22 protein-coding genes, 1 rRNA gene and 1 other RNA gene are annotated in these 21,405 nt (G+C 55.0%); 3 read left to right on the top strand and 21 right to left on the bottom strand.

Annotated elements, in window-relative coordinates:
* Positions 1-9 precede the first annotated feature (9 nt).
* The 9 genes from mraY to rsmI all read right to left on the bottom strand — a co-directional run bounded on the left by mraY (position 10) and on the right by rsmI (position 9,250).
* Positions 10-1,095, bottom strand: coding sequence for a phospho-N-acetylmuramoyl-pentapeptide-transferase (gene mraY / locus F6Y09_RS05950; protein ID WP_152206024.1), 1,086 nt, complete (start codon positions 1,093-1,095; stop codon positions 10-12).
* Positions 1,080-2,462 carry a UDP-N-acetylmuramoyl-tripeptide--D-alanyl-D-alanine ligase gene (locus tag F6Y09_RS05945; protein WP_152206023.1) on the bottom strand — a complete coding sequence of 461 codons (1,383 nt, stop codon included), beginning with the start codon at positions 2,460-2,462 and terminating at the stop codon, positions 1,080-1,082. The genes mraY and F6Y09_RS05945 overlap by 16 nt, the downstream gene beginning before the upstream one ends.
* Entirely contained in the window at positions 2,459-3,943 is a 1,485-nt protein-coding gene (locus F6Y09_RS05940; RefSeq protein WP_152206022.1) for a UDP-N-acetylmuramoyl-L-alanyl-D-glutamate--2,6-diaminopimelate ligase, read from the bottom strand. The genes F6Y09_RS05945 and F6Y09_RS05940 overlap by 4 nt, the downstream gene beginning before the upstream one ends.
* Before the next feature lie 4 nt (positions 3,944-3,947).
* Positions 3,948-5,693 carry a peptidoglycan D,D-transpeptidase FtsI family protein gene (locus tag F6Y09_RS05935; protein WP_152206021.1) on the bottom strand — a complete coding sequence of 582 codons (1,746 nt, stop codon included), beginning with the start codon at positions 5,691-5,693 and terminating at the stop codon, positions 3,948-3,950.
* Positions 5,694-5,723: 30 nt separating this feature from the next.
* Positions 5,724-6,131, bottom strand: coding sequence for a cell division protein FtsL (gene ftsL, locus F6Y09_RS05930; RefSeq protein WP_152206020.1), 408 nt, complete (start codon positions 6,129-6,131; stop codon positions 5,724-5,726).
* Positions 6,128-7,126, bottom strand: coding sequence for a 16S rRNA (cytosine(1402)-N(4))-methyltransferase RsmH (rsmH, locus tag F6Y09_RS05925; RefSeq protein ID WP_152206019.1), 999 nt, complete (start codon positions 7,124-7,126; stop codon positions 6,128-6,130). The genes ftsL and rsmH overlap by 4 nt, the downstream gene beginning before the upstream one ends.
* The gene (gene mraZ / locus F6Y09_RS05920; RefSeq protein ID WP_152206018.1) at positions 7,123-7,584 is read right to left on the bottom strand and encodes a division/cell wall cluster transcriptional repressor MraZ; all 462 of its coding nucleotides are present in this window, start codon (positions 7,582-7,584) and stop codon (positions 7,123-7,125) included. Before mraZ ends, rsmH begins: the two co-directional genes overlap by 4 nt.
* 405 nt (positions 7,585-7,989) lie before the next feature.
* An RNA gene (gene rnpB / locus F6Y09_RS05915) (RNase P RNA component class A) lies at positions 7,990-8,339 on the bottom strand.
* Between the two features lie 44 nt (positions 8,340-8,383).
* The gene (rsmI, locus tag F6Y09_RS05910; RefSeq protein ID WP_246180360.1) at positions 8,384-9,250 is read right to left on the bottom strand and encodes a 16S rRNA (cytidine(1402)-2'-O)-methyltransferase; all 867 of its coding nucleotides are present in this window, start codon (positions 9,248-9,250) and stop codon (positions 8,384-8,386) included.
* 141 nt (positions 9,251-9,391) lie between these two features.
* On the opposite strand from rsmI, the gene F6Y09_RS05905 reads away from it, so the two are divergent.
* Genes F6Y09_RS05905 through F6Y09_RS05895 form a run of 3 tightly spaced genes read left to right on the top strand, consistent with a single transcriptional unit; the run spans position 9,392 to position 12,239 of the window.
* Entirely contained in the window at positions 9,392-11,254 is a 1,863-nt protein-coding gene (locus tag F6Y09_RS05905) for a penicillin-binding protein activator (protein WP_152206017.1), read from the top strand.
* A gap of 17 nt (positions 11,255-11,271) precedes the next feature.
* Positions 11,272-11,652, top strand: a complete 381-nt coding sequence (locus tag F6Y09_RS05900; protein WP_152206016.1) for a YraN family protein — start codon at positions 11,272-11,274, stop codon at positions 11,650-11,652.
* Entirely contained in the window at positions 11,649-12,239 is a 591-nt protein-coding gene (locus F6Y09_RS05895; RefSeq protein WP_152206015.1) for an SIS domain-containing protein, read from the top strand. Before F6Y09_RS05900 ends, F6Y09_RS05895 begins: the two co-directional genes overlap by 4 nt.
* Before the next feature lie 45 nt (positions 12,240-12,284).
* Here F6Y09_RS05895 and F6Y09_RS05890 read toward each other — a convergent pair whose 3' ends face one another.
* The 12 genes from F6Y09_RS05890 to rrf all read right to left on the bottom strand — a co-directional run bounded on the left by F6Y09_RS05890 (position 12,285) and on the right by rrf (position 21,405).
* Positions 12,285-12,695 (bottom strand): ClpXP protease specificity-enhancing factor, encoded by a 411-nt coding sequence (locus tag F6Y09_RS05890; protein WP_152206510.1) that lies wholly within the window; start codon positions 12,693-12,695, stop codon positions 12,285-12,287.
* Positions 12,696-12,751: 56 nt separating this feature from the next.
* Positions 12,752-13,381: a glutathione S-transferase N-terminal domain-containing protein gene (locus tag F6Y09_RS05885; protein WP_152206014.1), complete on the bottom strand. Its 630-nt coding sequence runs from the start codon at positions 13,379-13,381 to the stop codon at positions 12,752-12,754.
* 109 nt (positions 13,382-13,490) lie between these two features.
* Positions 13,491-14,246, bottom strand: a complete 756-nt coding sequence (locus tag F6Y09_RS05880) for a cytochrome c1 (RefSeq protein ID WP_152206509.1) — start codon at positions 14,244-14,246, stop codon at positions 13,491-13,493.
* On the bottom strand, positions 14,246-15,478 hold the full coding sequence (locus F6Y09_RS05875; RefSeq protein WP_152206013.1) for a cytochrome b: 1,233 nt from the start codon (positions 15,476-15,478) through the stop codon (positions 14,246-14,248). Before F6Y09_RS05875 ends, F6Y09_RS05880 begins: the two co-directional genes overlap by 1 nt.
* A complete protein-coding gene (petA, locus tag F6Y09_RS05870; RefSeq protein ID WP_152206012.1) occupies positions 15,478-16,071 on the bottom strand; it encodes a ubiquinol-cytochrome c reductase iron-sulfur subunit in 594 nt (197 codons plus the stop codon). Before petA ends, F6Y09_RS05875 begins: the two co-directional genes overlap by 1 nt.
* A gap of 237 nt (positions 16,072-16,308) precedes the next feature.
* Positions 16,309-16,701: a 30S ribosomal protein S9 gene (rpsI, locus tag F6Y09_RS05865; protein WP_152206011.1), complete on the bottom strand. Its 393-nt coding sequence runs from the start codon at positions 16,699-16,701 to the stop codon at positions 16,309-16,311.
* Between the two features lie 12 nt (positions 16,702-16,713).
* The gene (gene rplM, locus F6Y09_RS05860) at positions 16,714-17,142 is read right to left on the bottom strand and encodes a 50S ribosomal protein L13 (protein WP_152206010.1); all 429 of its coding nucleotides are present in this window, start codon (positions 17,140-17,142) and stop codon (positions 16,714-16,716) included.
* Between the two features lie 208 nt (positions 17,143-17,350).
* Complete coding sequence (locus tag F6Y09_RS05855) at positions 17,351-18,118, bottom strand: TatD family hydrolase (protein ID WP_152206009.1); 768 nt, start codon at positions 18,116-18,118, stop codon at positions 17,351-17,353.
* A gap of 17 nt (positions 18,119-18,135) precedes the next feature.
* Complete coding sequence (gene prfC, locus F6Y09_RS05850) at positions 18,136-19,716, bottom strand: peptide chain release factor 3 (RefSeq protein ID WP_152206008.1); 1,581 nt, start codon at positions 19,714-19,716, stop codon at positions 18,136-18,138.
* A gap of 70 nt (positions 19,717-19,786) precedes the next feature.
* The gene (rimI, locus tag F6Y09_RS05845) at positions 19,787-20,188 is read right to left on the bottom strand and encodes a ribosomal protein S18-alanine N-acetyltransferase (RefSeq protein ID WP_246180359.1); all 402 of its coding nucleotides are present in this window, start codon (positions 20,186-20,188) and stop codon (positions 19,787-19,789) included.
* A gap of 85 nt (positions 20,189-20,273) precedes the next feature.
* Positions 20,274-21,107 carry a hypothetical protein gene (locus F6Y09_RS05840; protein ID WP_152206006.1) on the bottom strand — a complete coding sequence of 278 codons (834 nt, stop codon included), beginning with the start codon at positions 21,105-21,107 and terminating at the stop codon, positions 20,274-20,276.
* 183 nt (positions 21,108-21,290) lie between these two features.
* Positions 21,291-21,405, bottom strand: a 5S ribosomal RNA gene (gene rrf, locus F6Y09_RS05835).

Genomic DNA, 21,405 nt, shown 5'->3' with positions numbered 1-21,405 from the left:
CTGCTTTGCCTATCGAATTTTCAGTGTGGCCAGTCCAACCAGGACCAGCACTACGGTAATCACCCAGAACCGCACAATAACGCGAGGTTCCGGCCAGCCTTTCAATTCAAAGTGATGATGCAGTGGCGCCATGCGGAAAATCCGCCGCCCGGTCAGTCGAAATGAGGCAACCTGCAAGATCACCGACACCGTTTCCATGACAAAAATGCCACCCATGATGAACAGCACAATCTCCTGCCTCACGATTACCGCGACCACCCCAAGTGCAGCCCCAAGGGCCAGGGCACCCACATCGCCCATAAATACCTGGGCCGGATAGGTGTTGAACCACAGGAAACCCAGACCGGCTCCCACAATGGCGCCGCAAAATACAATAAGCTCTCCGGTTCCCGGCAAGTGGGGAATCAGCAGGTAGTTTGAAAACTGGGCATGACCGGAAAGGTAGGCAAATATGCCAAGCGCAGCCGCGACCATTACTGTGGGCAGAATCGCCAGGCCATCGAGACCATCGGTCAGATTGACCGCGTTACTGCTGCCGACAATGACAAAGTAAGTCAGGAGAATGAAAAACACCGGGCCCAATGTGAACGACACATTCTTGAATAATGGCACAAACAGCGAGGTCTCCTGGGGCAAGGTGGCCGTGTAGAACAGAACAAACGCAGCTACGGCGCCAATCACCGACTGCCAGAAATACTTCCAGCGGCTGGGAAGCCCGCGAGGATTGCGCTCCACAACCTTCCGATAGTCATCGACCCAGCCAATGGCACCAAAAAGCAAGGTGACCGCCAGCGTTATCCAGATATAGCGATTGGCAAGATCTGCCCATAACAGGGTGCTGACGGCAATCGCCACCAGAATGAGGGCGCCGCCCATGGTTGGTGTTCCAGCCTTACTCAGGTGGGTCTGAGGGCCATCATCACGGACCGACTGGCCAATCTGATACTGGCCCAGTTTACGAATCATCACCGGGCCGATCAGAAGAGAGATCAGTAATGCGGTCAACACGCCAAAAATCCCGCGCAGCGTCAGGTACTGAAACATCGTCAGCGATGTAAAGTATTCTGAGAGTGTTCCCGTCAGCCAGAGCAGCATGAATTTTTCACCTTGTTTTTGAGCCCCTCCACCACGACATTCATGGCGGAACTGCGAGATCCCTTCACCAGCACCCTGACCGGAGCGGCTAGCTGCTTCTCAACGTAATTAATGGCATCTTCGTGATCAGAGCAAACCACTGTATGTCCACCGAAACCCTTCCGGTACGCCTCCGAGTGCTCTCCAATCACGACCAGTGTTTCAATACCCAGTTCCCTGGCGGCGGTACCGATCTGCTCATGCAGGCGCCCGGCCTCCTCTCCCAGTTCAGCCATGGTCCCGAGCACGGCCACACGCAGACCGGCACTTTTTGACAGCACCTCAAGCGCTGCCTTCATTGAGGTCGGGTTGGCGTTATAGCTGTCGTCGATTACCGTGACTCCGGGTGCGAGATCAATGGACTGCAAACGACCGGGCACTGGTGCCAGGGCCGAAAGCCCGGCCTGAATGCAATGATCGTCGATACCCAGCTCGCGCACCGCTGCGACCGCCAGCAGGGCATTGGTCAGATTGTGGTGACCAAGCAACGGAAGCGTGATGTCACAGGTCCAGCGGTCGGGGCCGTTCAGCCTCACCGCCTGCTCAGTACCACCCGAAGTCAGTGTCTCGCAGGTATAGTCCGCCGAACCCTGTGCCCCGAAACCCACGGAAACCACTTTTCGTTCACCGGCGCGGTTGCGCCAAACGTCATAGGCCGGATCATCCCGGTTCAGAACCACAGTTCCTCCGGCTATAACGCCGTCAATGATCTCGCCCTTGGCCGCCACGATATTCTCGTAACTGCCGAAGCCTTCCAGGTGCGCCTCCCCGGCGTTGGTAATAATCACCACATCGGGCTGAGTAATGGCAACAGTGTGAGCAATTTCGCCAACACCACTGGCCCCGAGTTCAATCACTGCAAACTGATGCTCCGGAGCAATCTCGAATAACGTCAGCGGCACGCCGATGTGATTATTCAGGTTACCCCGGGTCGCGAGTGTTTCACCTGCGCCCCGCAGCATGGATGCCAGCATTTCCTTGACTGTGGTTTTCCCACTGCTACCGGTCACCGCGACGAAGCGGGCCTTGCTTTCACGACGATTTCCGAAGGCCAGGATGGCGAGCGCTTCGGTGGTATCTTCAACCTGGATCTGAGGCACGGTTATTGAAGGTACCAATGTATCAACCACCAGGGCCGAAGCCCCCGCCTCGACCGCCTCGGCCAGAAAACGGTGGCCATCGAACCGTTCGCCGCGAAGCGCAACAAACAGGTCACCGGGCTGAATTGTTCGAGTGTCGGTAGACACCTTCCCGAATGAGGCATCATTACCGGGGGATTGGGCCCCAAGCCACCGGGCTGCTTCGGTCAGCGAAAACGTACGCATCATGCGCCACCCCCGGTCAGTGTTAGCGCTGAGCGCACCTGCTCTGCATCACTGAATGGCACCCGCTTGCCGGCAATTTCCTGCCAGGTTTCGTGGCCTTTGCCTGCAACCAGGACCACGTCACCGGGGCCAGCCTGTTCGATGGCGGCCCTTATAGCACTGGCTCGGTCATGAATCAGCTGCACGGCCTCCGGCATCTCGAAGCCCGCCATAATATCCCGGGCAATGGTGTCCGGGTGCTCGGAGCGCGGGTTATCATCTGTTACGATGACGCGGTCAGCACCGGCCTCTGCGACCTTGGCCATTTCCGGCCGCTTGCCGGTATCACGGTCACCCCCGCATCCGAAGACACAGGTCAATGCACCGGCAGTGTGGGGTCGCAAAGCCGCCAACGCGTTGGCCAGGGCATCCGGCGTGTGCGCGTAATCAACAACTACCCGAGAGCCATTCTGGCCACTGTAGGATTCCAGCCGACCCGGGGGTGGGGAAAGCTTTGCGGCCGCCGCCACAACCCGCTCCACTGGTACGCCAAGGCTCAGAACCGCGCCCATGGCAGCAAGTAGGTTGCTGACGTTGAAGCTGCCCAACAGAGGCGCCTCAATGTCAAACGCTCCCCACAGTCCGTCAATCGATGCAGAAAAACCGGCTGCGTGGGGGCGATAATCAGTCAGCCAGAGCTCGGTCTGGGACTCATGCAGGCTGAAGCGCACACGATCACACTGACCTTCGAGTTGTTCATAGAGCTGACGGCCGAACGGGTCATCAAAATTGATCACAGAAAAATGCAAACCTTCCCGTAGAAACAGCTTCACCTTGGCGTTGCCATAGGCTTCCATCGTGCCGTGGTAGTCAAGGTGGTCACGGCTGAGGTTGGTAAATATCGCCCCGGTCATGGTAATGCCGTCAACGCGGCCTTGCTCCAGGGCGTGGGACGATACTTCCATGGCGGCGGCCCGCCCACCCTGGGAAAGAATGTGGGACAGGCATTTATTCACATTCGCAACGTCAGGCGTGGTGTGGGTCGTTGGCTGCAGCCTCCCGGGCATACCGCAACCCAACGTTCCGATCATTCCGCAGGGGGTGCCGGTTGCGTTCAGCATCTGTGAAAGAAAGTGCGTGACGGAGGTCTTGCCGTTGGTGCCGGTAACGCCCAGCACGCTCAGCCGCTGAGAGGGATGCTCATAAAAACGATCGGCCAGTAAACCCAGCTTGTCTCGCAAATCTGCAATGGGAACGATGAGTGCACCCCGATGCTCGGAGCACTCGCCAGCCTGGGGAGCTTCGAGAAGAATCACCGCCGCCCCTGCCCGGATAGCCGCATCAAGATAGTGATCTGATGGCGTTCGGAACCCAGCCAGTGCCACAAACGCATCGCCCGGGCGCACCTCGCGGCTGTCGGTCGCAAGGCCGTGTATGGTGACATCGAATACCGATGGCAACGGCGCGACACCTTGTAATAACGTGCTAAGCGATGTGACACACATAGGCCTACCCCCTCTCCCCGGATGCACGGCCTGGAGTCTTGCCACCGTTTTCGCCAAACTCCAGTTCAGGTTTCACATTCAGCAGCCGCAGGGCATCCCCCATAACCCGGGCAAACACAGGCGCAGCCACCTCACCACCGTAATATTCTCCTCCCTGAGGGGCATCGACGGCTACTACCGTTACAAGACGGGGGTTCTCCACCGGCGCCATGCCCGCAAAAACAGCCTTGTACTGACTTTTTTCGTACCCACCCACACCAACCAGGTGCACGGTGCCGGTTTTTCCACCCGCCGAATAGAAGCCGGGCTGCGCGCGCTTCCCTGTTCCATTCTCGACTGCTGCGCGCAGCATGTCGCGAACCTTGGCGGTCACCCCTTCCGATAGCACCCGCTCGCCCGGGGGCGGAACATCCTGTTTCAAAAGACTCAGGGGATAACGGATGCCACCATTGGCCAACACCATATAAGCCTGGGCCAACTGCAGGGCATTAACGCTCAGGCCATACCCGTATGACAGCGTCGCCTCCTCGACCGGACGCCAGCGCGGAGGACTTGGCAGCACCCCCACCGCCTCGCCGGGGAAACCGATACCTGTCGCCTGCCCTAGACCCAGGCGGTAGTAGAGATCACGAATAGTGTCACCACCCAACTCGGTGGCAATGCGGCTAATGCCAACGTTGCTGGATTTAACAATGATGCCTTTCAAATCCAGAACGTTGTGATTACTGGTGTCGCGAATGGTGTAGCGGCCGAATCGACGGTAACCCGGTGAGGTATCAATGGTGGACGAGGTTGTGTATTGGCCGCTTTCCAGAGCTGCCGCCACGGTAATGGGTTTCATGGTCGAACCGGGCTCAAAGAGATCGGTTATGGCCTTGTTTCGAAGGCCTGACGGGTCCATGTTCTGACGATCATTGGGGTTGTAGGAAGCCTGATTAACCATGGCAAGCACCTCACCGGTCGCCACGTCCAGCATCACCAGTGTGCCACCACGAGCATTGTGCGCTTGAACCACGGCTTTGAGCTCACGATAAGCCAGATACTGAAGACGAAGATCAATGCTCAGGGCGATTTCCTTGCCAGGACTGGCATCACGAATCAGCGACAGATCCTTGATGACCCGACCACGATTGTCTTTCAGAACCCTTTTTTTGCCGACCTCACCGCTGAGCCAGTCATTAAAGGAAAGCTCCATGCCCTCCTGACCCATTTCGTCAATATTGGTAAAACCCACCACGTGAGAAGTGACTTCGCCGGCCGGATAATATCGACGATATTCCCGGCGCGTGTAGATACCTGGCACGCCAACATCCAGAACGTCCTGTGCCAGAGAAGGCTGGATTTTACGTTTCACGTAGATAAATTCGCGCTGCCGGTACTGACGCAAGCGCTCCCGGAGGCGCGCCTCGTTCAGCCCCAGCAACCGTGCAACCGCGGTCAGCCTCGGGTCATCCGCATCCATTTCGCCCGGGTTGGCCCAAACGGTATTTACCGGGGCACTGACCGCCAAAGACTCACCATAGCGATCGGTGATCATGCCACGATGGGCATCTATGGTTTCAACGCGAATGGTACGAACGTCGCCCTGCTGACGGAGAAACTCCTGGTCAACCACATGCAGGTCCACCAGACGCCAACCAAGAACAGCAACAACCATCAGAAACACACCCAGCACAGAGCCGAACCGCCAGGCTTCAAGGCTGGCAATCAGGCGCTTCGCGATGGTCTGTGTTGGTTCCTGCTGAGCCACTGCGGTCACCCGATTAGCAAGTTAGAAGATTTAGTGTGCGAGCGCGTACGGCATGGGTGCAGGCACCAGCACAATGGATTCCCTACCCGGAACCACCATTGACAGACTTTGCCCGGCCCGGCTTTCGATTCGACCATGCGCACTCAAGGCGCTTTGTTCCAACAGGAGCTGGCTCCACTCCCGCTGATACTGATCTCGCTCGATCTGTAATTGCGACAAGGTATTGAAGAGATCACGACTCTGATGACCGCTGACAGCAACCCCGATCGACGACGCTATCAGCACAAAAACCAACATCAGCGAGATCAGAATGTTGCGCTGACATACTGACTGAAAAATCTGCTTCGAAAGCCCCAGCGTAGTCGCCAGCCCGGCGCGCATTTTCTTCCGGCTCATCGGAGCGGTCTTCACGGGTCGATCAATGGTTACTGCACTCATACCGTTTCTCCTTCGGGTTGCGATTCGCCCGCATGGCCCAAGCGACGTTCAAGAACCCGCATAACCGCACTCCGGGCTCTGACGTTGTCACTTATTTCATTGAATTCCGCTTTCATTGCCTTCCCGATCAGCTGGTAAGGGGATTCGGTGTCCACAGCCTTGACCGGCACGCCTCTTGGCAGCTGGGGCCCGCGGGCAAGATCACGCATGTAGCGTTTGACAATTCGATCTTCCAGCGAATGAAAACTGATCACCACTAACCGGCCGCCGGGCGCTAAACGATCAACCGCAGCGCGAAGCCCAAGCTCCAGATCCTCGAGCTCGCGATTAATGAAGATTCTCACCGCCTGAAAGGTTCGTGTGGCCGGATGCTTGTGTTTGTCTTTTTTGGGTACCGCGGCACTGACCAATTCCGCTAGTTGCCGTGTTGTAGCCAAGGGTTCGTCCTGACGTTGTGCAACCACAGAACGAGCGATACGGCGTGAGAACTTCTCCTCGCCGTATCGCCAAATTACGTCCGCAATCTCTTTTTCGCCTGCGCTATTGAGCCACTCTGCTGCGCTGGGCGCCTGGAGCGGATTCATGCGCATATCAAGCGGGCCGTCTCGCATGAAGCTGAAACCCCGATTAGCATCGTCCAGCTGCGGCGAGGAAACTCCGAGGTCAAGCAGCACCCCGTTAACTTCCGACCAGCCTTGCTGATCAATCACTGAAGCAATATCCGCAAACGAGGCGTGACTGATGCTGAATCGATCATCCTGCTGAGCCAGAGCTTCGCCGAAGCCCACGGCTTCTGGATCCTTGTCTATTCCCAACAGCTGGCCAGCAGCAGACAGCCGTTCAAGAATCAGACGACTGTGACCTCCACGGCCGAAGGTCCCGTCAACGTAGCGTCCGCCGGGGTCGCCAACCAGGTAATCAACCGCAGAGTCCAGCAATACCGACTGATGCATGGGCTGTCCGCCCGTGCCTGGTGGCGTGCGCTGACTATTCATAAAGACAGCGCTTCCATTTCAGGCGGCATAACGTCGTCTTCTGCGGCGCCATCAAGCCAGGCAAACCAGCGGTCTTCGTTCCAGAGCTCAAGTTTTTTACCCTGACCGACAACCATAAGTTTTTTCTCGAAACGTGCGTAATCCCTGAGCGTCGGCGGCACCAGCACCCGGCCAGCGGAATCCAGCTCCAGCGGTGTGGCATAACCCAGCATTAAACGCTGAAGACGACGGGCTCTTCGGTTCATATTGGGAAGGGCTTCAATTTTTGGGCGCAAAGCCTCCCACTGAGCGTCTGGATAAATCAGCAGACAACGTTCTTCTTCGGTGTCCGGCGCATTGGCAGTCAGTACAATACGGCCATCACAAGCGTGTGAGAGCTCCTCACGCACTCGTGCGGGGATCGCCAAACGACCCTTCGCATCCATATTGATCGAATGACTACCAAGAAAATTGCTCATCCGTGCCGACTCTGCCTTTCGTGATGTCCATTAAGGTGGGATTCCTGGCTCGGGCGTGGCGATAATATCCACTCATCACCACTTCAAACCCTTAATCGCTCTAAAAAACCACTTTAAACCACTTTTTCCCACTCCTGCACACTATAGAAACACGTAGAACACAATGCAAGCACCGCATCCGGCGTCGCACACGGGAAAGTTTCTTTATTGACAAGGAGTTACGAGCAAAGGCTTGAGGGACGAGGCACATTACCAAGAAGAAAAATAGTTAAATCAAATACCTGCGATTAACATTGAAGATAACAAATGAGGTTTAAGATTATTTAGCTATATGCGGAATTCGGGGGGAGAACAATCAGGCTCACAAAACTGTGATAACAGCTGCCAGCCTGATCGCCATTCAATGAAGTGAGTTCGCCGGTAAGCCGGGTTCTGTCGAGGACAGTCATTCATCTAGAGCCTGCGTCACCACAGGCTTCAAGCAACCTACCCGAGTCCAGCGCGGGCCACGCCATAGGACTCCTATTTGGTCTTGCTCCAGGTGGGGTTTTCCATCGCCGTGAACTGTTACCAGTCACGCGGTGCGCTCTTACCGCACCATTTCAACCTTACCGGCGCTCGAAAGCACTTAGGCGGTATACTTTCTGTTGCACTTTCCGTCGGCTCACGCCGCCCAGGCATTACCTGGCACCTTGCCCTGTGGAGCCCGGACTTTCCTCCCCCAGCGAACTGGCGGCGACTGTCTGGCGAACTCAGACGAGACAATACCGATCAGGTTCCTGCCACGCAAGCAAAACCGTTACACTTCCTTGATTTCCAGAGCGCGCTGATAAAGCGCATTTTTGGACAGCCCGGTGAGTTCCGCTGCCATTCGGGCGGCTTTCTTCACCGGCAGCTCCGCCGTCAGTAACCGCAACAGCAGATCCACATCCAGATTGACGCCCTCTTCCGGCGCCTGTGTGGCACCGTGGACCATCACCACAAACTCACCTTTGACCGCGAAGGGGTCAACCGTCAGCTGGCCGGATACCTCACCTGCGGCACCGGCGTAAAAAGTCTCGAAAGCCTTGGTTAATTCACGCCCGAACACAACTTCGCGTTCAGCACCAAATGCCGCCGCAATCTCAGCGGCGGTCTCAAGTATCCGGTGAGGCGATTCATAAAACACCAGGGTCGCCACTTCATGTTTGAGTGCTTCAAGCGCAGCACGGCGAGCGCCCCGTTTTGCCGGCAAAAACCCTTCAAACCGGAAACGGTCCGTCGGCAAACCGGCAGCGCTCAGTGCGGCAATCAGCGCGCAGGCACCCGGGATCGGCGTGACGACCAACCCCCGTAGACGTGCCTCCCTCACCAACACGTAGCCCGGATCCGAGATGAGCGGTGTGCCTGCATCAGATACCAACGCTATGCTGCGGCCCTTTTCCAACAGATCAAGCACGCTATCTGTGCGCTCGCGCTCATTGTGGTCATGTAAGGCAAGCATGGTCTTCTGCAATCCAAGATGCTGAAGCAAACGACGGCTATGGCGGGTATCTTCGGCAGCTACTACATCCACTTTCTTAAGCGTTTCAATCGCCCGCGCGGACAAATCATCAAGATTCCCGATGGGGGTTGCGACTATATAGAGCACACCAGTTTGCCGGACCCGGCTGGAATCGGAAGCCACACTTTCCTCTCTTTTATTACGCAGGATGACATCAAGGTCATGAGAATTGAGCCGCGAGCTGGTAAACTTCGCGATTGAAGCATGATGCCGTTGTTTGAACGGCGCCACAAGCGTAACGCCCGGGAGCCGCGTGAAGCAGATATGATAAAAAATCGTCTGAACCCCCGTTACCTAGCTGCCTTATTGGCACTGGTTTTCGTTCTGGGCGGCTGCGCCCAACTCAGCATGCAAACCGACCAGCCGCGAACGGCAGATGTCGCGCTCTCACTTTCTGATCAGGCTGGCAGCGTGGAGGAGGCTCAGCGTTATTTGCTAAAAACCGCAGACCGCTTCCAGAGCGAAGGTATGCATGAAGAAGCCCGGATAATCCTGCGAAGCCAACAACTGGCCACCCCGGTTGAGGCCCTCAAAGATCTGTATTTTCTGCTGGCCATGAGGGGCGTGACCAGCCTGGAGGACCGGGCATGGGCTGGAGAATTGGCTGAAGCCCTCAATGTCACTCAATTTGCCGCTTATCGCGAGGACTTGATCGACCAGGCGCTAAACCTTCAACTTCAGGTTTACGAACTTGCAGGCCGTCCATTGAACATCGCTCTGACATTGATCTCGCAGGCTGCCGCGAGCCAGACGGCAGATGCTCAGCAGCTGAACGACCGCATTTGGCAGGCGCTCAAGCGTACGCCCGACAGTACACTCAGTGATGAAGGCCAGAGCGCCATCGGGTATGACACCCAGGGCTGGCTTGAACTCGCTGTCATGTTGCGGGAGCCTGGTCTGACCCCGGAAGACCAGAGTCAGGCGATTCGCGACTGGCAGTACAACTGGACCGGGCACCCCGCTGCTTCGCTGCTACCCAGCGAACTCGCCCTGATTACTCTGCTGGCCCAGCAGCGACCCGAGAGAATCGTGCTGGCACTGCCACTGAGCGGCCCGCTTGCCGGTGCTGGCGCTGCCATCCGTGACGGCTTCATGGCTGCATTTTACCACGACGAAACGACTGCTGATCTTGCCATCGAGATTTCCGTCACCGATACCTATGGCCAGCCTTTCAACGCCCTTTATGACCAGCTTGCCAAAGATAGCCCTGACTTGATTGTCGGTCCGCTGGAAAAAGAGGCGCTGTCCGCTGTTTTTAATCGCAATGCCATGCCCGTGCCGTTACTCGCTCTCAACTATGACGACAGTGGCAAGAGGGCCCCTGCGCGCCTGTATCAATACGGACTGTCGGCGGAAGACGAAGCCCGACAGATTGCAGAACGTCTCAATTCAGAAGGCTTGCATCAGACTCTGGTGCTGATCCCCAGTGGGGGTTGGGGTGACCGCTTTGAAAAAGCACTTCAGGCTCGGGTTAACGAGACCTCCGGGACTATTCTGCACACCGAGAGGTTCTTTCCGGAAGACAATCTCAGGGAGGTAAGCGCAGACATTCTGGGCATCAACGTCAGTCGCCAGCGGGCAATACAGGTGGAGCAAACCATTGGTCAGGATGTCGAGTTTGAGCCTCGTCGCCGCCAGGATGTCGATGCCATTATCCTGGTCGCGCAACCCACCATCGCACGCCAGTTCAAGCCCCTGTTTGCGTTCTATTTTGGCGGCGACCTCCCGGTCTATTCGCCATCCCTCGTTTATGAGGGGCGCCCCGACCCTTCACGGGACCGCGATCTGGATCAGATTCGGTTTACCGACCTCCCCTGGGTTCTGGACGAGAAGAATGAATTCCGCTCTGCCATCCACACTCCATTTCCAGGCATGAGCGGCCAAATCGGCCGGCTTTTCGCTATGGGTGCCGATGCCTTTCACCTGAGTACCCAGCTACCGCTGCTTGACCAGGTTGATGGCAGCTCTCTGGAAGGCCAAACCGGCACCTTGAAGATGACTCAAGACGGCCGCATTCAACGTACCCAACGGTGGGCCTATTTCAATCAAGGAACCCCCAAATTGCTACCTGACGTACCATTGCTCTCAGAGGAAGGTACAAATACAAATCAGGAAGCTGAACAGTAACCAAGGGGAAGAGCATTATGGCCGCCACGGAAGGCAGCAGGAAAGAAGTCGGCAACAAAGCTGAGGACGTAGCGGCGCGTTACCTGATGCGCCAAGGCATAAAAATCATCGCTCGTAACGTTTTCAGCATAGGGGGCGAACTCGATCTCATCGGCATGGACTGCGACGTACTGGTCTTTTTTGAAGTTCGTTTTCGGGGCTCTTCAAGCTTTAGCTCCGGCGCTGAATCCATTGGTTATGCCAAACAGCGGCGGCTGGTAAAAGCCGCTTCCTTTTACCTGCACCGCCATGGCCTCTGGAACATGCAAAGCCGCATCGACGTAATCTCCCTGGCACCCGGCACCGTTAAACAGTATCGTATTCAATGGATCAAGAATGCTATCCAGGCAACCCCATGACCGACATCGATAATCTCGTCAATCACTGCTTTGCAGACCATATGGAACATACGGCGCAAGCAGCCAGCCTTACCGGACCAGCCATTATCAAGGCTGCGGATGCTTTGGTCGAGGCACTGCTGATGGACGGCAAGATCATTGCGTGCGCAAACGGAAATGCCAACATTCTCGCCCAATACTTCTGCACCGCTCTGCTTAACCGCTATGACCAGGACAGGCCAGCACTCCCTGCAATCAACCTCGGAGCCGATGCTACGACCTATTCTGCTATCTGCCGGGATAATCGATTTAATGACACGTTCTCACGACAGGTGCGCGCCATTGGCAAGGCCAACGATCTGCTTCTGGTGATCGTCGACGACGGCCACAAAGCCAATCTTATCCAGGCCATTCAGGCAGCACACGATCGTGAAATGCGCGTGGTTGTGCTCAGCGCCAAAGAGAAAACGGATATCACCTCCCTGCTACAACCGGAAGATCACGAAATTGCACTGCAAAACCTCGAACCGAGTCAGGCCGCACCGCTGATGCTGATTATCCTGAATGCTCTTTGTACACTGATTGATCAGAAACTTTTTGGAGGCTAAAAAAAACCAGCCGACCGGGCTGGTTTTTTTTAGGTCTTTACAGGGCTATTTGACCACTTTCAGACTGGGTTTTCCCGAAGGCCGTTGCCCTGACTGTCCGGACGAACGATCTGAATCGGTGCTCTGCCCGTCAGGATCGGGCGCTCCGGGTTCGCTGCCAAACACCATGCCCTCGCCGTTTTCCCTTGCGTAGATAGCCATTACAGCCTGTAACGGAATAAATACCTGCATCGGCACACCACCAAAGCGGGCACTGAACTCCAGCGCGCCGTTGCCAACAACCAACCCCTTAACCGCACCAGGGCTAATGTTGAGAACTATCTGACCATTTGCCACATGCTCGGTTGGTACCTGTACACCCTGTACCCCGGCGTCCACAACAATATAAGGCGTGCAATCATTGTCGAGAATCCATTCGTTAAATGCGCGCACCAGATATGGCCGGCTGGACGTCATTTTCACGGTCTTTTCAGACACTCAATCCCCCTGGGCCCGACATCATGCCAGGCATATCAATTGCGAATATCTTCCTCAAGATCAGAAAGGCTTGCCTTGAACCCCTCACGACTGAAGATCTTGTCCATATACTTTTGCACAGGTTTGGCCTGCTTATCACTCAGGTCGACACCCAATGCAGGCAAACGCCAGAGAATAGGAGCAATGCAGCAATCCACAATCGTAAACTCTTCCGACAGGAAAAAAGGCATTTCACCAAACAATGGCGCAGTGGCCAACAGACTCTCACGAAGCTCCTTTCGGGCAACTTCGGAGGCCTTGTGGTTTGGCTGCGCCAGAATCTGATCTACCAGACCACACCAATCCTTCTGAATCCGGTGAATCATCAGACGGCTATTTGCCCGTGCCACAGGATAAACCGGCAACAACGGCGGATGCGGAAAGCGCTCGTCGAGATACTCCATCATGATATTCGGCTCGTAAAGAACCAGATCACGATCGACCAACGTCGGCAAGGCGTTGTACGGATTCAGATCGGCCAACTCCCCGGGCGGGTTGTCTGGATCGACATCCACAACATCGACAGTAACGCCCTTCTCAGCGAGCACGATACGGACACGGTGGCTGTAATGGCTGGCCGGATCCGAAAAAAACGTCATTGATGACCGCTTGGTCACAACGCCCATAAAACTACCCCACGAATAGACACATCGAAATGAAACCGCATAACGCAAAAAACCAGCGGGTCATTCATGACCCGCTGGACACAATGCAGTAAAGATTATACCCGAATCCTCAGTGTACGTCTTTCCAGAACTCTCTGTTCAACAGGAACGCAAACACAAAGAAGATGGCAATGAACATCAGCACAAAGATACCCAGACGCTCACGCTCCACTTTGACCGGATCTCCCATGTAAGACAGGAAGTTGGTCAGATCATACATGGCGCGATCAAATTCGGCAGGTTCCATCGAACCTTCTACTGCCCACTGCGAGCAAACGCCGGCGTTGCGTTCGTTCCCACTCAATGGATCAATACTGGATGTCTCGCCGATCTTGGGCTCAACGGCACACAGACCCTGAAGCTCAATCAGGGCATGAGGCATGCCTACATTTTGAAAAACAACATTATTAACACCTAGCGGACGACTGTCATCTTTGTAGAAAGCCCTCAGATAGGAATATACCCAATCTTCACCCCGCAACCGGGCTTCCAACGTCAAGTCCGGCGGCGGATTGCCAAACCAGCTAGCCGCCTGGTCCTTGTTCATACCGATTTTCATCAGCTCGCCGATTTTAGCACCGGTGAATATCAGGTTTTCTTCATACAGCTCGACAGGAATGCCCGTATCATCGGCGACGCGCTTGTACCGCGCGTATTCCATCGAATGACAACCCATGCAGTAGTTGGTGAACAGGGCTGCACCGCGTTGAAGCGACGCCTTGTTGGTGTGATCGGCCGTCATGCTGTCCAAAGCTCCGCCCGGCGCAGCCGCCAACGCAAACATCGGCAGGAGTGTTAGATAAACACCGAGAATTAACGTCCTCATCATCCTGTCACCCTCTCTGGTACTGGCTTGGTTTTCTCCATTCGCGTGTAGAACGGCATCAGTATGAAGTACAAAAAGTAGAACGTCGTCAGGACTTGAGCGAGCAGTGTTTTACCTTCAGTCGCCGGTACAATACCGAGATAACCCAGGATGATGAAGCTGACCACGAAAATACCCAGCGCAACTTTGCTTATCATACCTTTATAACGCATTGATCTGACCGGACTCCGATCCAGCCAGGGAAGTACAAACAGGATCGCAATGGCTCCGCCCATGACCACAACGCCCCAGAACTTGGCATCAAGACCGAAGAGATTCACCGTCACCGCCCGCAACATCGCATAGAACGGCGTAAAGTACCAGACAGGTGCAATGTGATCCGGCGTCTTGAGAGGATTTGCCGGTTCAAAGTTCGGTTTCTCAAGGAACAGGCCACCCATCTCGGGGAAGAAAAATACGACGATGCAGAAAACAAACAGGAAGACACCAACCCCCACCAGATCGTGGACAGTGTAGTAAGGGTGGAAAGGGATACCGTCTTTCGGAATACCGTTCTCATCCTTGTTCTTCTTGATATCGATACCGTCAGGATTGTTTGAACCCACTTCATGCAACGCCAGGATGTGAAGAACCACTAGGCCTAATAATACGATCGGAAGTGCCACAACATGCAGCGCAAAGAACCGGTTTAGTGTGATACCGGAAATAAGATAATCACCACGAATCCAGAGCGATAGATCCTCACCGATGATCGGAATTGCACCAAACAAGTTAACGATAACCTGGGCACCCCAGTACGACATCTGTCCCCAGGGCAGCAAATAACCCATGAACGCTTCAGCCATCAGCACCAGGTAAATCAGCATGCCGAAAAGCCAGATCAGTTCCCGTGGCTTCTTGTAGGAACCGTACATAAGGCCACGGAACATGTGCAAATACACCACAACAAAAAAGGCGGATGCTCCTGTTGAGTGCAGGTAACGGAGTAACCAGCCCCACTCGACATCACGCATGATGTACTCGACTGAGGCAAAGGCGCCCTCACCCGTCGGGTTGTAGCTCATGGTTAACCAGATACCGGTTACCAGTTGATTCACGAGAACCAGCAAGGCTAGCGAACCAAAGAAGTACCAGAGGTTAAAGTTCTTTGGCGCGTAGTACTTACCAAGGTGCTTGTTATAGGCCTCAACAATCGGAAGCCGCTCATCTATCCAGGAAATAATTTTTGACATTATGCAGCCTCCGGATCCAGCCCGACGGTAACGGTGTTATCGTCGTCATAGCGATAGGGTGGCACCACAAGATTCGCTGGTGCTGGCTGGCTTTCGTATACACGGCCCGCCAAGTCGTAACGAGAACCATGGCAGGCACAGTAAAAGCCACCTAGCCACTCTTCTCCCAAATCCACTGGAGCAACTTCAGGACGGTATTTGGGAGAGCACCCAAGGTGAGTACAGATACCCACATAAATCCCGAATTCGTCCTTCAGGGCACGGTAGATTCCATCAATGTACTCGGGCTGTGTTGCCTCCTCCGACTGGGGATCTCTGACCACATCATTAAGCTTCTCGATACCCTCCAGCATTTCCGGGGTACGGCGAATAATCCAGACTGGCTGACCGCGCCACTCCACAGTGATCTGCTGACCAGGCTCTACTTTGCTGATATTGACGGTTACCGGTGCACCCGCTGCTTCTGCCTTGGCACTGGGATTCCAGGACGCCACAAAAGGAACAGCCGCACCGACGACGCCGACTCCACCTACAACCGATGTCGCACCGATCAGAAACCGGCGTCGGCTCTGGTTCACGTCGCCATTATTCATTATGGTTCTCTCCCATCAGGCAACACGTAACCGGCCAGGTCGGCCGTCACGCATCGAAAAGGACTTCAAAATCCAAAAAGATAAACGGCCCAAATGGTAATGAAATTACCCCTGTCTTACAAGTAAGAAAGGCGCCATAAACGCCTTTGGGAACATGCATGGCTTAGCTGCCGTCGATAATTAAGGCCAAAAAAAACCCGGCATGGTGCCGGGTTCCGGATCCGATCCAGGCGCCAATTAACGCTTGGAGTACTGAGGACGCTTACGCGCCTTACGCAGACCCACTTTCTTACGCTCAACTTCCCGAGCATCGCGAGTAACATAACCCGCTTTACGCAGTGCTGGGCGGAGTGTCTCGTCATAATCCATCAGAGCACGGGTGAGTCCGTGACGAATAGCGCCAGCCTGGCCGCTTATCCCACCACCCAGAACCGTTACCTTGATATCAAACCGATCAGAAGACTCCGCCAAAACCAGCGGCTGGCGCACAATCATGCGCAGCGTCTCACGACCGAAGAAATCCTCAATGGTACGACCATTGATAGAGATGTTGCCGCTTCCAGGCTTGATAAAAACTCGAGCCGTGGATGTCTTGCGGCGACCCGTACCGTAATTTTGTGTTACAGACATATCCGCCTTCCGTTAAATATCGAGTTCTTTGGGCTGCTGGGCTGCATGAGGATGCTCAGCACCGGCATAGATTTTAAGCTTTTTGAACATGGCGCGACCCAGAGGGCCCCTCGGAAGCATACCTTTGACGGAATGCTCGATGACCTGCTCAGGCGCCTTGTCGATCAGCTTTTCAAAGCTGATGGATTTGATACCACCCGGAAAGCCGGTATGACTGTAATAAATCTTGTCAGATGATTTCTTGCCTGTAACCCGTACCTGACCGGCATTGATAACAACAATATAATCGCCGGTGTCTACATGGGGGGTGTACTCAGGCTTATGCTTGCCCCGCAGACGACGGGCGATCTCGGTTGACAGACGACCCAGCGTCTTGCCGGCTGCGTCTACAACGTACCAGTCACGTTTTACGGTTTCTGGTTTCGCACTCAGAGTCTTCATTGATTCCGCCTTGAACGCTATATAAGAAACGTTAAAAACCACCACCGACAGGCGCGCTGCGCTCGGTGAGGACTTTTGACCTGTTAGTTAGTCGGCATAGCCATCAATCGGGGCTGGGTTGATGACAACGCCTTGAAAAGCCAGGGCGCGAAGTATATCCGAACTACTTCAGAAATCCAACCCTGTCTAGCATGGTTTCGACTTTCACTTACGGCCAAGGGAAAAGTCGCCTCACATTGACCTCCAGGGCGGCCAGCAGAACCCCTTTCGGCTCGGAGCGCAGCTCTGCAAGGGCATCGATAATCCGGGGTAGATACTCCGGGGAGTTGCGCCCTTTGAGCACTCCTGCAGGTGCCATATCCGGCGCATCAGTCTCCGCCACAAGCGACTCCAGCGGAAGCGCGGCGACTGTGGCGCGGGTCTTTCGGGCACGCTCGTGGGTAATCACACCCCCAATGCCGATAAAGCAGCCAAGCTGAACCAGCTTGCGTCCTTGCTCCTCACTACCTGAGAAACCGTGAATCAGAACCGGACCGGAAAAACGTTTGCGCTTCAGTGTCGCTGCCACTTCATCGTGAGTTTTTACCGAGTGGACTACCAGCGGTAAACCAAGCTCCTGCGCTATCGCTATCTGTGCCTCAAACCAGGGCTGCTGCTCCGACAGGTTGCCCTTCAGGCGATCAAGGCCGCATTCTCCAAGTGCAACACATCGCGGGGATGCCGTTGACAAAAAATCGCGCAGCGCATCCAGGTCCTCGGGAACATGTTCCCCTACATACCAGGGATGTATCCCCAGACAATAATGCAATCCTGCCTGGGCGAGGGCCGTTTTCTCTACCCTCTCCCAGTCCCTGCGGCGAACTCCCGGTATGACGATGTCCGACACACCCGCCGCCCGCACGCGAGCCAGTATTTCCTCTCGCCGACCATCGAAGACGGAGAAATCAAAATGGCAATGTGCATCCACCAATCCCATACTAATCAGCTCCTGACTCAGTGCTCCCGCGTTTTGTGGAACTGGATATCTGGATGGCGCTCCTGTGCCAACTGGAGATTAACCATGGTGGGCGCAATATAAGCCAGCTGGTCGCTGCCATCGAGGGCCAGAAAGTCGTTGGCCTTACGCTGGAAATCATCAAGTTTCCGGGCGTCTGTACTGGTTACCCAGCGTGCAGTTGCAACGTTCACCGGCTCGTACACCGCTTCAACTTTATACTCACTTTTCAGGCGGCTAACCACCACGTCGAACTGCAGTACACCCACGGCCCCGACAATAAGGTCGTTGTTCTTGAGTGGACGGAAGACCTGCACCGCACCCTCTTCGGACAGCTGCACCAGCCCTTTTTGAAGCTGCTTTGCCTTGAGTGGATCCTTGAGGCGAATACGACGGAATAATTCAGGCGCGAAGTTAGGGATACCTTTGAACTTCATGTCTTCACCTGAAGTAAAGGTGTCCCCGAGCTGGATCGTACCGTGGTTGTGCAAACCAATAATGTCTCCAGCAAAGGCTTCTTCTGCGTGCTCGCGATCGCCTGCCATGAAGGTCAACGCATCCGAAAACCGGACCTCCTTACCGATTCGAACATGCTTGGCCTTCATTCCCTGCTCGTATTTACCAGAAACTATCCGCATGAACGCGACGCGATCCCGATGTTGTGGGTCCATGTTTGCCTGAATCTTGAACACAAAACCTGTAAATGCCGGATCCATAGGCGACACAAGGCGCTGGTCGGTCGCCCTGGGCTGAGGCGGCGGCGCCCAATCCACCAGCCCATCAAGCATGTGATCTACGCCAAAGTTGCCCAATGCGGTACCAAAGAACACAGGTGTCAGCCGACCCGCCAAAAACTCTTCCTGATTGAACTCATGGGAGGCTCCTTTAACCAGCTCAATCTCATCCCTCAGTTCGGCCGCATAGCCACCGATCGCCACTTCCAGCTCGGGATTATCAAGACCTTTGAAGATACGCTCTTCCTGGATCATGTGACCTTGACCGGATTTATAAAGGATAATTTCATCCCGCAGCAGGTGATAAATGCCCTTGAAATTCTTACCCATACCGATCGGCCAGGTAACCGGTGAACAGGCGATATTCAATACCTCTTCCACTTCGTCCATCAACTCAACGGGGTCCCGGACTTCCCGGTCAAGTTTGTTCATGAACGTCAGTATCGGCGTGTCCCTCAGCCGGGTGACCTCCATTAATTTTATTGTCCGCTCCTCAACGCCCTTGGCACTGTCAATTACCATCAGGCAGGAGTCTACTGCTGTCAGTGTCCGATAGGTGTCCTCGGAGAAGTCTGCGTGGCCGGGAGTGTCCAGCAAGTTAACGAGACAGCCATGGTAAGGAAACTGCATCACCGAGGTGGTGACAGAGATGCCACGCTCTTTCTCCATTTCCATCCAGTCAGACTTGGCATGCTGGCCGGACTTCTTGCCCTTTACTGTGCCCGCTTTCTGGATAGCCTGACCTAACAGCAGCACCTTTTCAGTGATGGTAGTTTTACCGGCATCGGGGTGTGAAATAATAGCGAAAGTGCGACGTTTGCCGACTTCCTTGGCTAGGTTGGACATAGTTTAAAATAGCCTGGACTGGTAAATTGTTTAGGCACCTATTATAGATTTTGGCCCACCAATACGCGAATCAGATAAGCAGAGGTAACGCCATCACGCAGGCATCTTCACGTCCGCCTGCTGCCGGATAGTAACCTGGGCGCGCTCCAACAGGCTCAAAACCTTCGTGGATATAAAGATTGATTGCGGCGTGATTGCTTTTACGCACCTCCAGAATCATCCGACACATACTGTCGTGAGCTGCTGCAGTGACCAGATGCCGAAGCAAAAGACGGGCCGCACCAGTTCGTCGGTGCGCCGGGCCAGTACAGAGATTCAGTACGTGGGCCTCGTCAAAAAGGTACGCAACGACGGCATAGCCAATCAGCTCGCCCCCCTGATCGAGCGCCCAAAGACGATAGTTCGGCTTGAAGCAGTCAAGGAATACAGTCTCAGCCCAGGGGTGGGAGTAACTCTGTAGTTCCAGCTTCATCACCGGCCCCATATCAGCCGTCGAAAGCGGCCGTACATTACGCCCGGAGGTAAGTGAATGCTGACAATCCTCTCTCACCAATATCTCACCCATTTCTGCTCAACAGGGGTTTCAGCTCAGCCCACAAGCTCCGCTTTCGTTCCGGATCTGTCGCAATCCCCGCAAGTCCATAGGGATAATCAACCTGCAAGGAACCAAATGCGCTTTTCAGCCACTCGGCCCTGGCTTCATAAGGCTCGTCAGAGAGCAGCCCCAGCCCCAGAAACTTCTTCCCGGTGTGATCCCTGGCAAAATCTGCCAGCACTTGACGAAAACCTTCAGCGTCGTTGCCCGGCACCACAGGATTGCCGAAAACTGGCCACATGAAGGTCTGAGAGGCTTTGACAGATTGCCCCATCGCCCGCAGGATATTGGTCGCCAGGTTCTCCTGTAACTGAACACTGGTATCAGAAGAAACCGCGCAAACCATTACAAACGACTCAGTTACCCACACCTTCAGGTTTGCAGAAAGGCTGGACCTTACCGACGCTTCAGCCAGACGGCCGACCGGTAACGGGTTATTATCGGGCGTCTCAGCCGATAACACTCTGTCTTCATTTTCCGTCGCTACCTCAGGAGATATGGTGGACAGAGCCACCGGCACTTTCTCAGCCACCTTGTCGTCGACTGACCGGCGCGCCCCTTCAACCTGCTTCATCAACCCCTGAACTCGGGCGAGCCCCTCGTCAGAACCCAGTCGTTCTAAAGGCTGCGGGCCCTTAGGCCCCGGCGCTAGGGCCAGAGGATCGGCACCAACGACTTCTCCGAAATCGAAATCAGGGCTGGGAGCAGCACCAGGCTGGGGTTTGCGTGCGTACCACAGCTGAATACCCGCTACACCAAGATAAAACTGACGCTGGGCTTCTGTTTCTAAAGGCATGAGATCATCTCGATCTTTGTGTTACGGGCGGTCTTGCTCTGACTTTAATCGTTACAGTGTTTCGCAGCAGTATATCATCCATCAGGTCAGGTTCCCCTCAGGATGCCTCATGATAATCACGCCCTTTTTCCCCCCAACTAAAAAACCCCCGCCAGTCTCCTGGCGGGGGTTCGGGTATTAAGAGCCTGACGATGACCTACTCTCACATGGGCAGAAGCCACACTACCATCGGCGCTGATCTGTTTCACTGCTGAGTTCGGGATGGGATCAGGTGGTTCCAGACCGCTATGGTCGTCAG

Source organism: Marinobacter changyiensis (assembly GCF_009193265.1).
GTDB classification, from domain to species: Bacteria; Pseudomonadota; Gammaproteobacteria; order Pseudomonadales; family Oleiphilaceae; genus Marinobacter; species Marinobacter changyiensis.
Note: the sequence above shows the minus strand (reverse complement) of the source record. Positions and strands in the feature narration are given on the sequence as shown.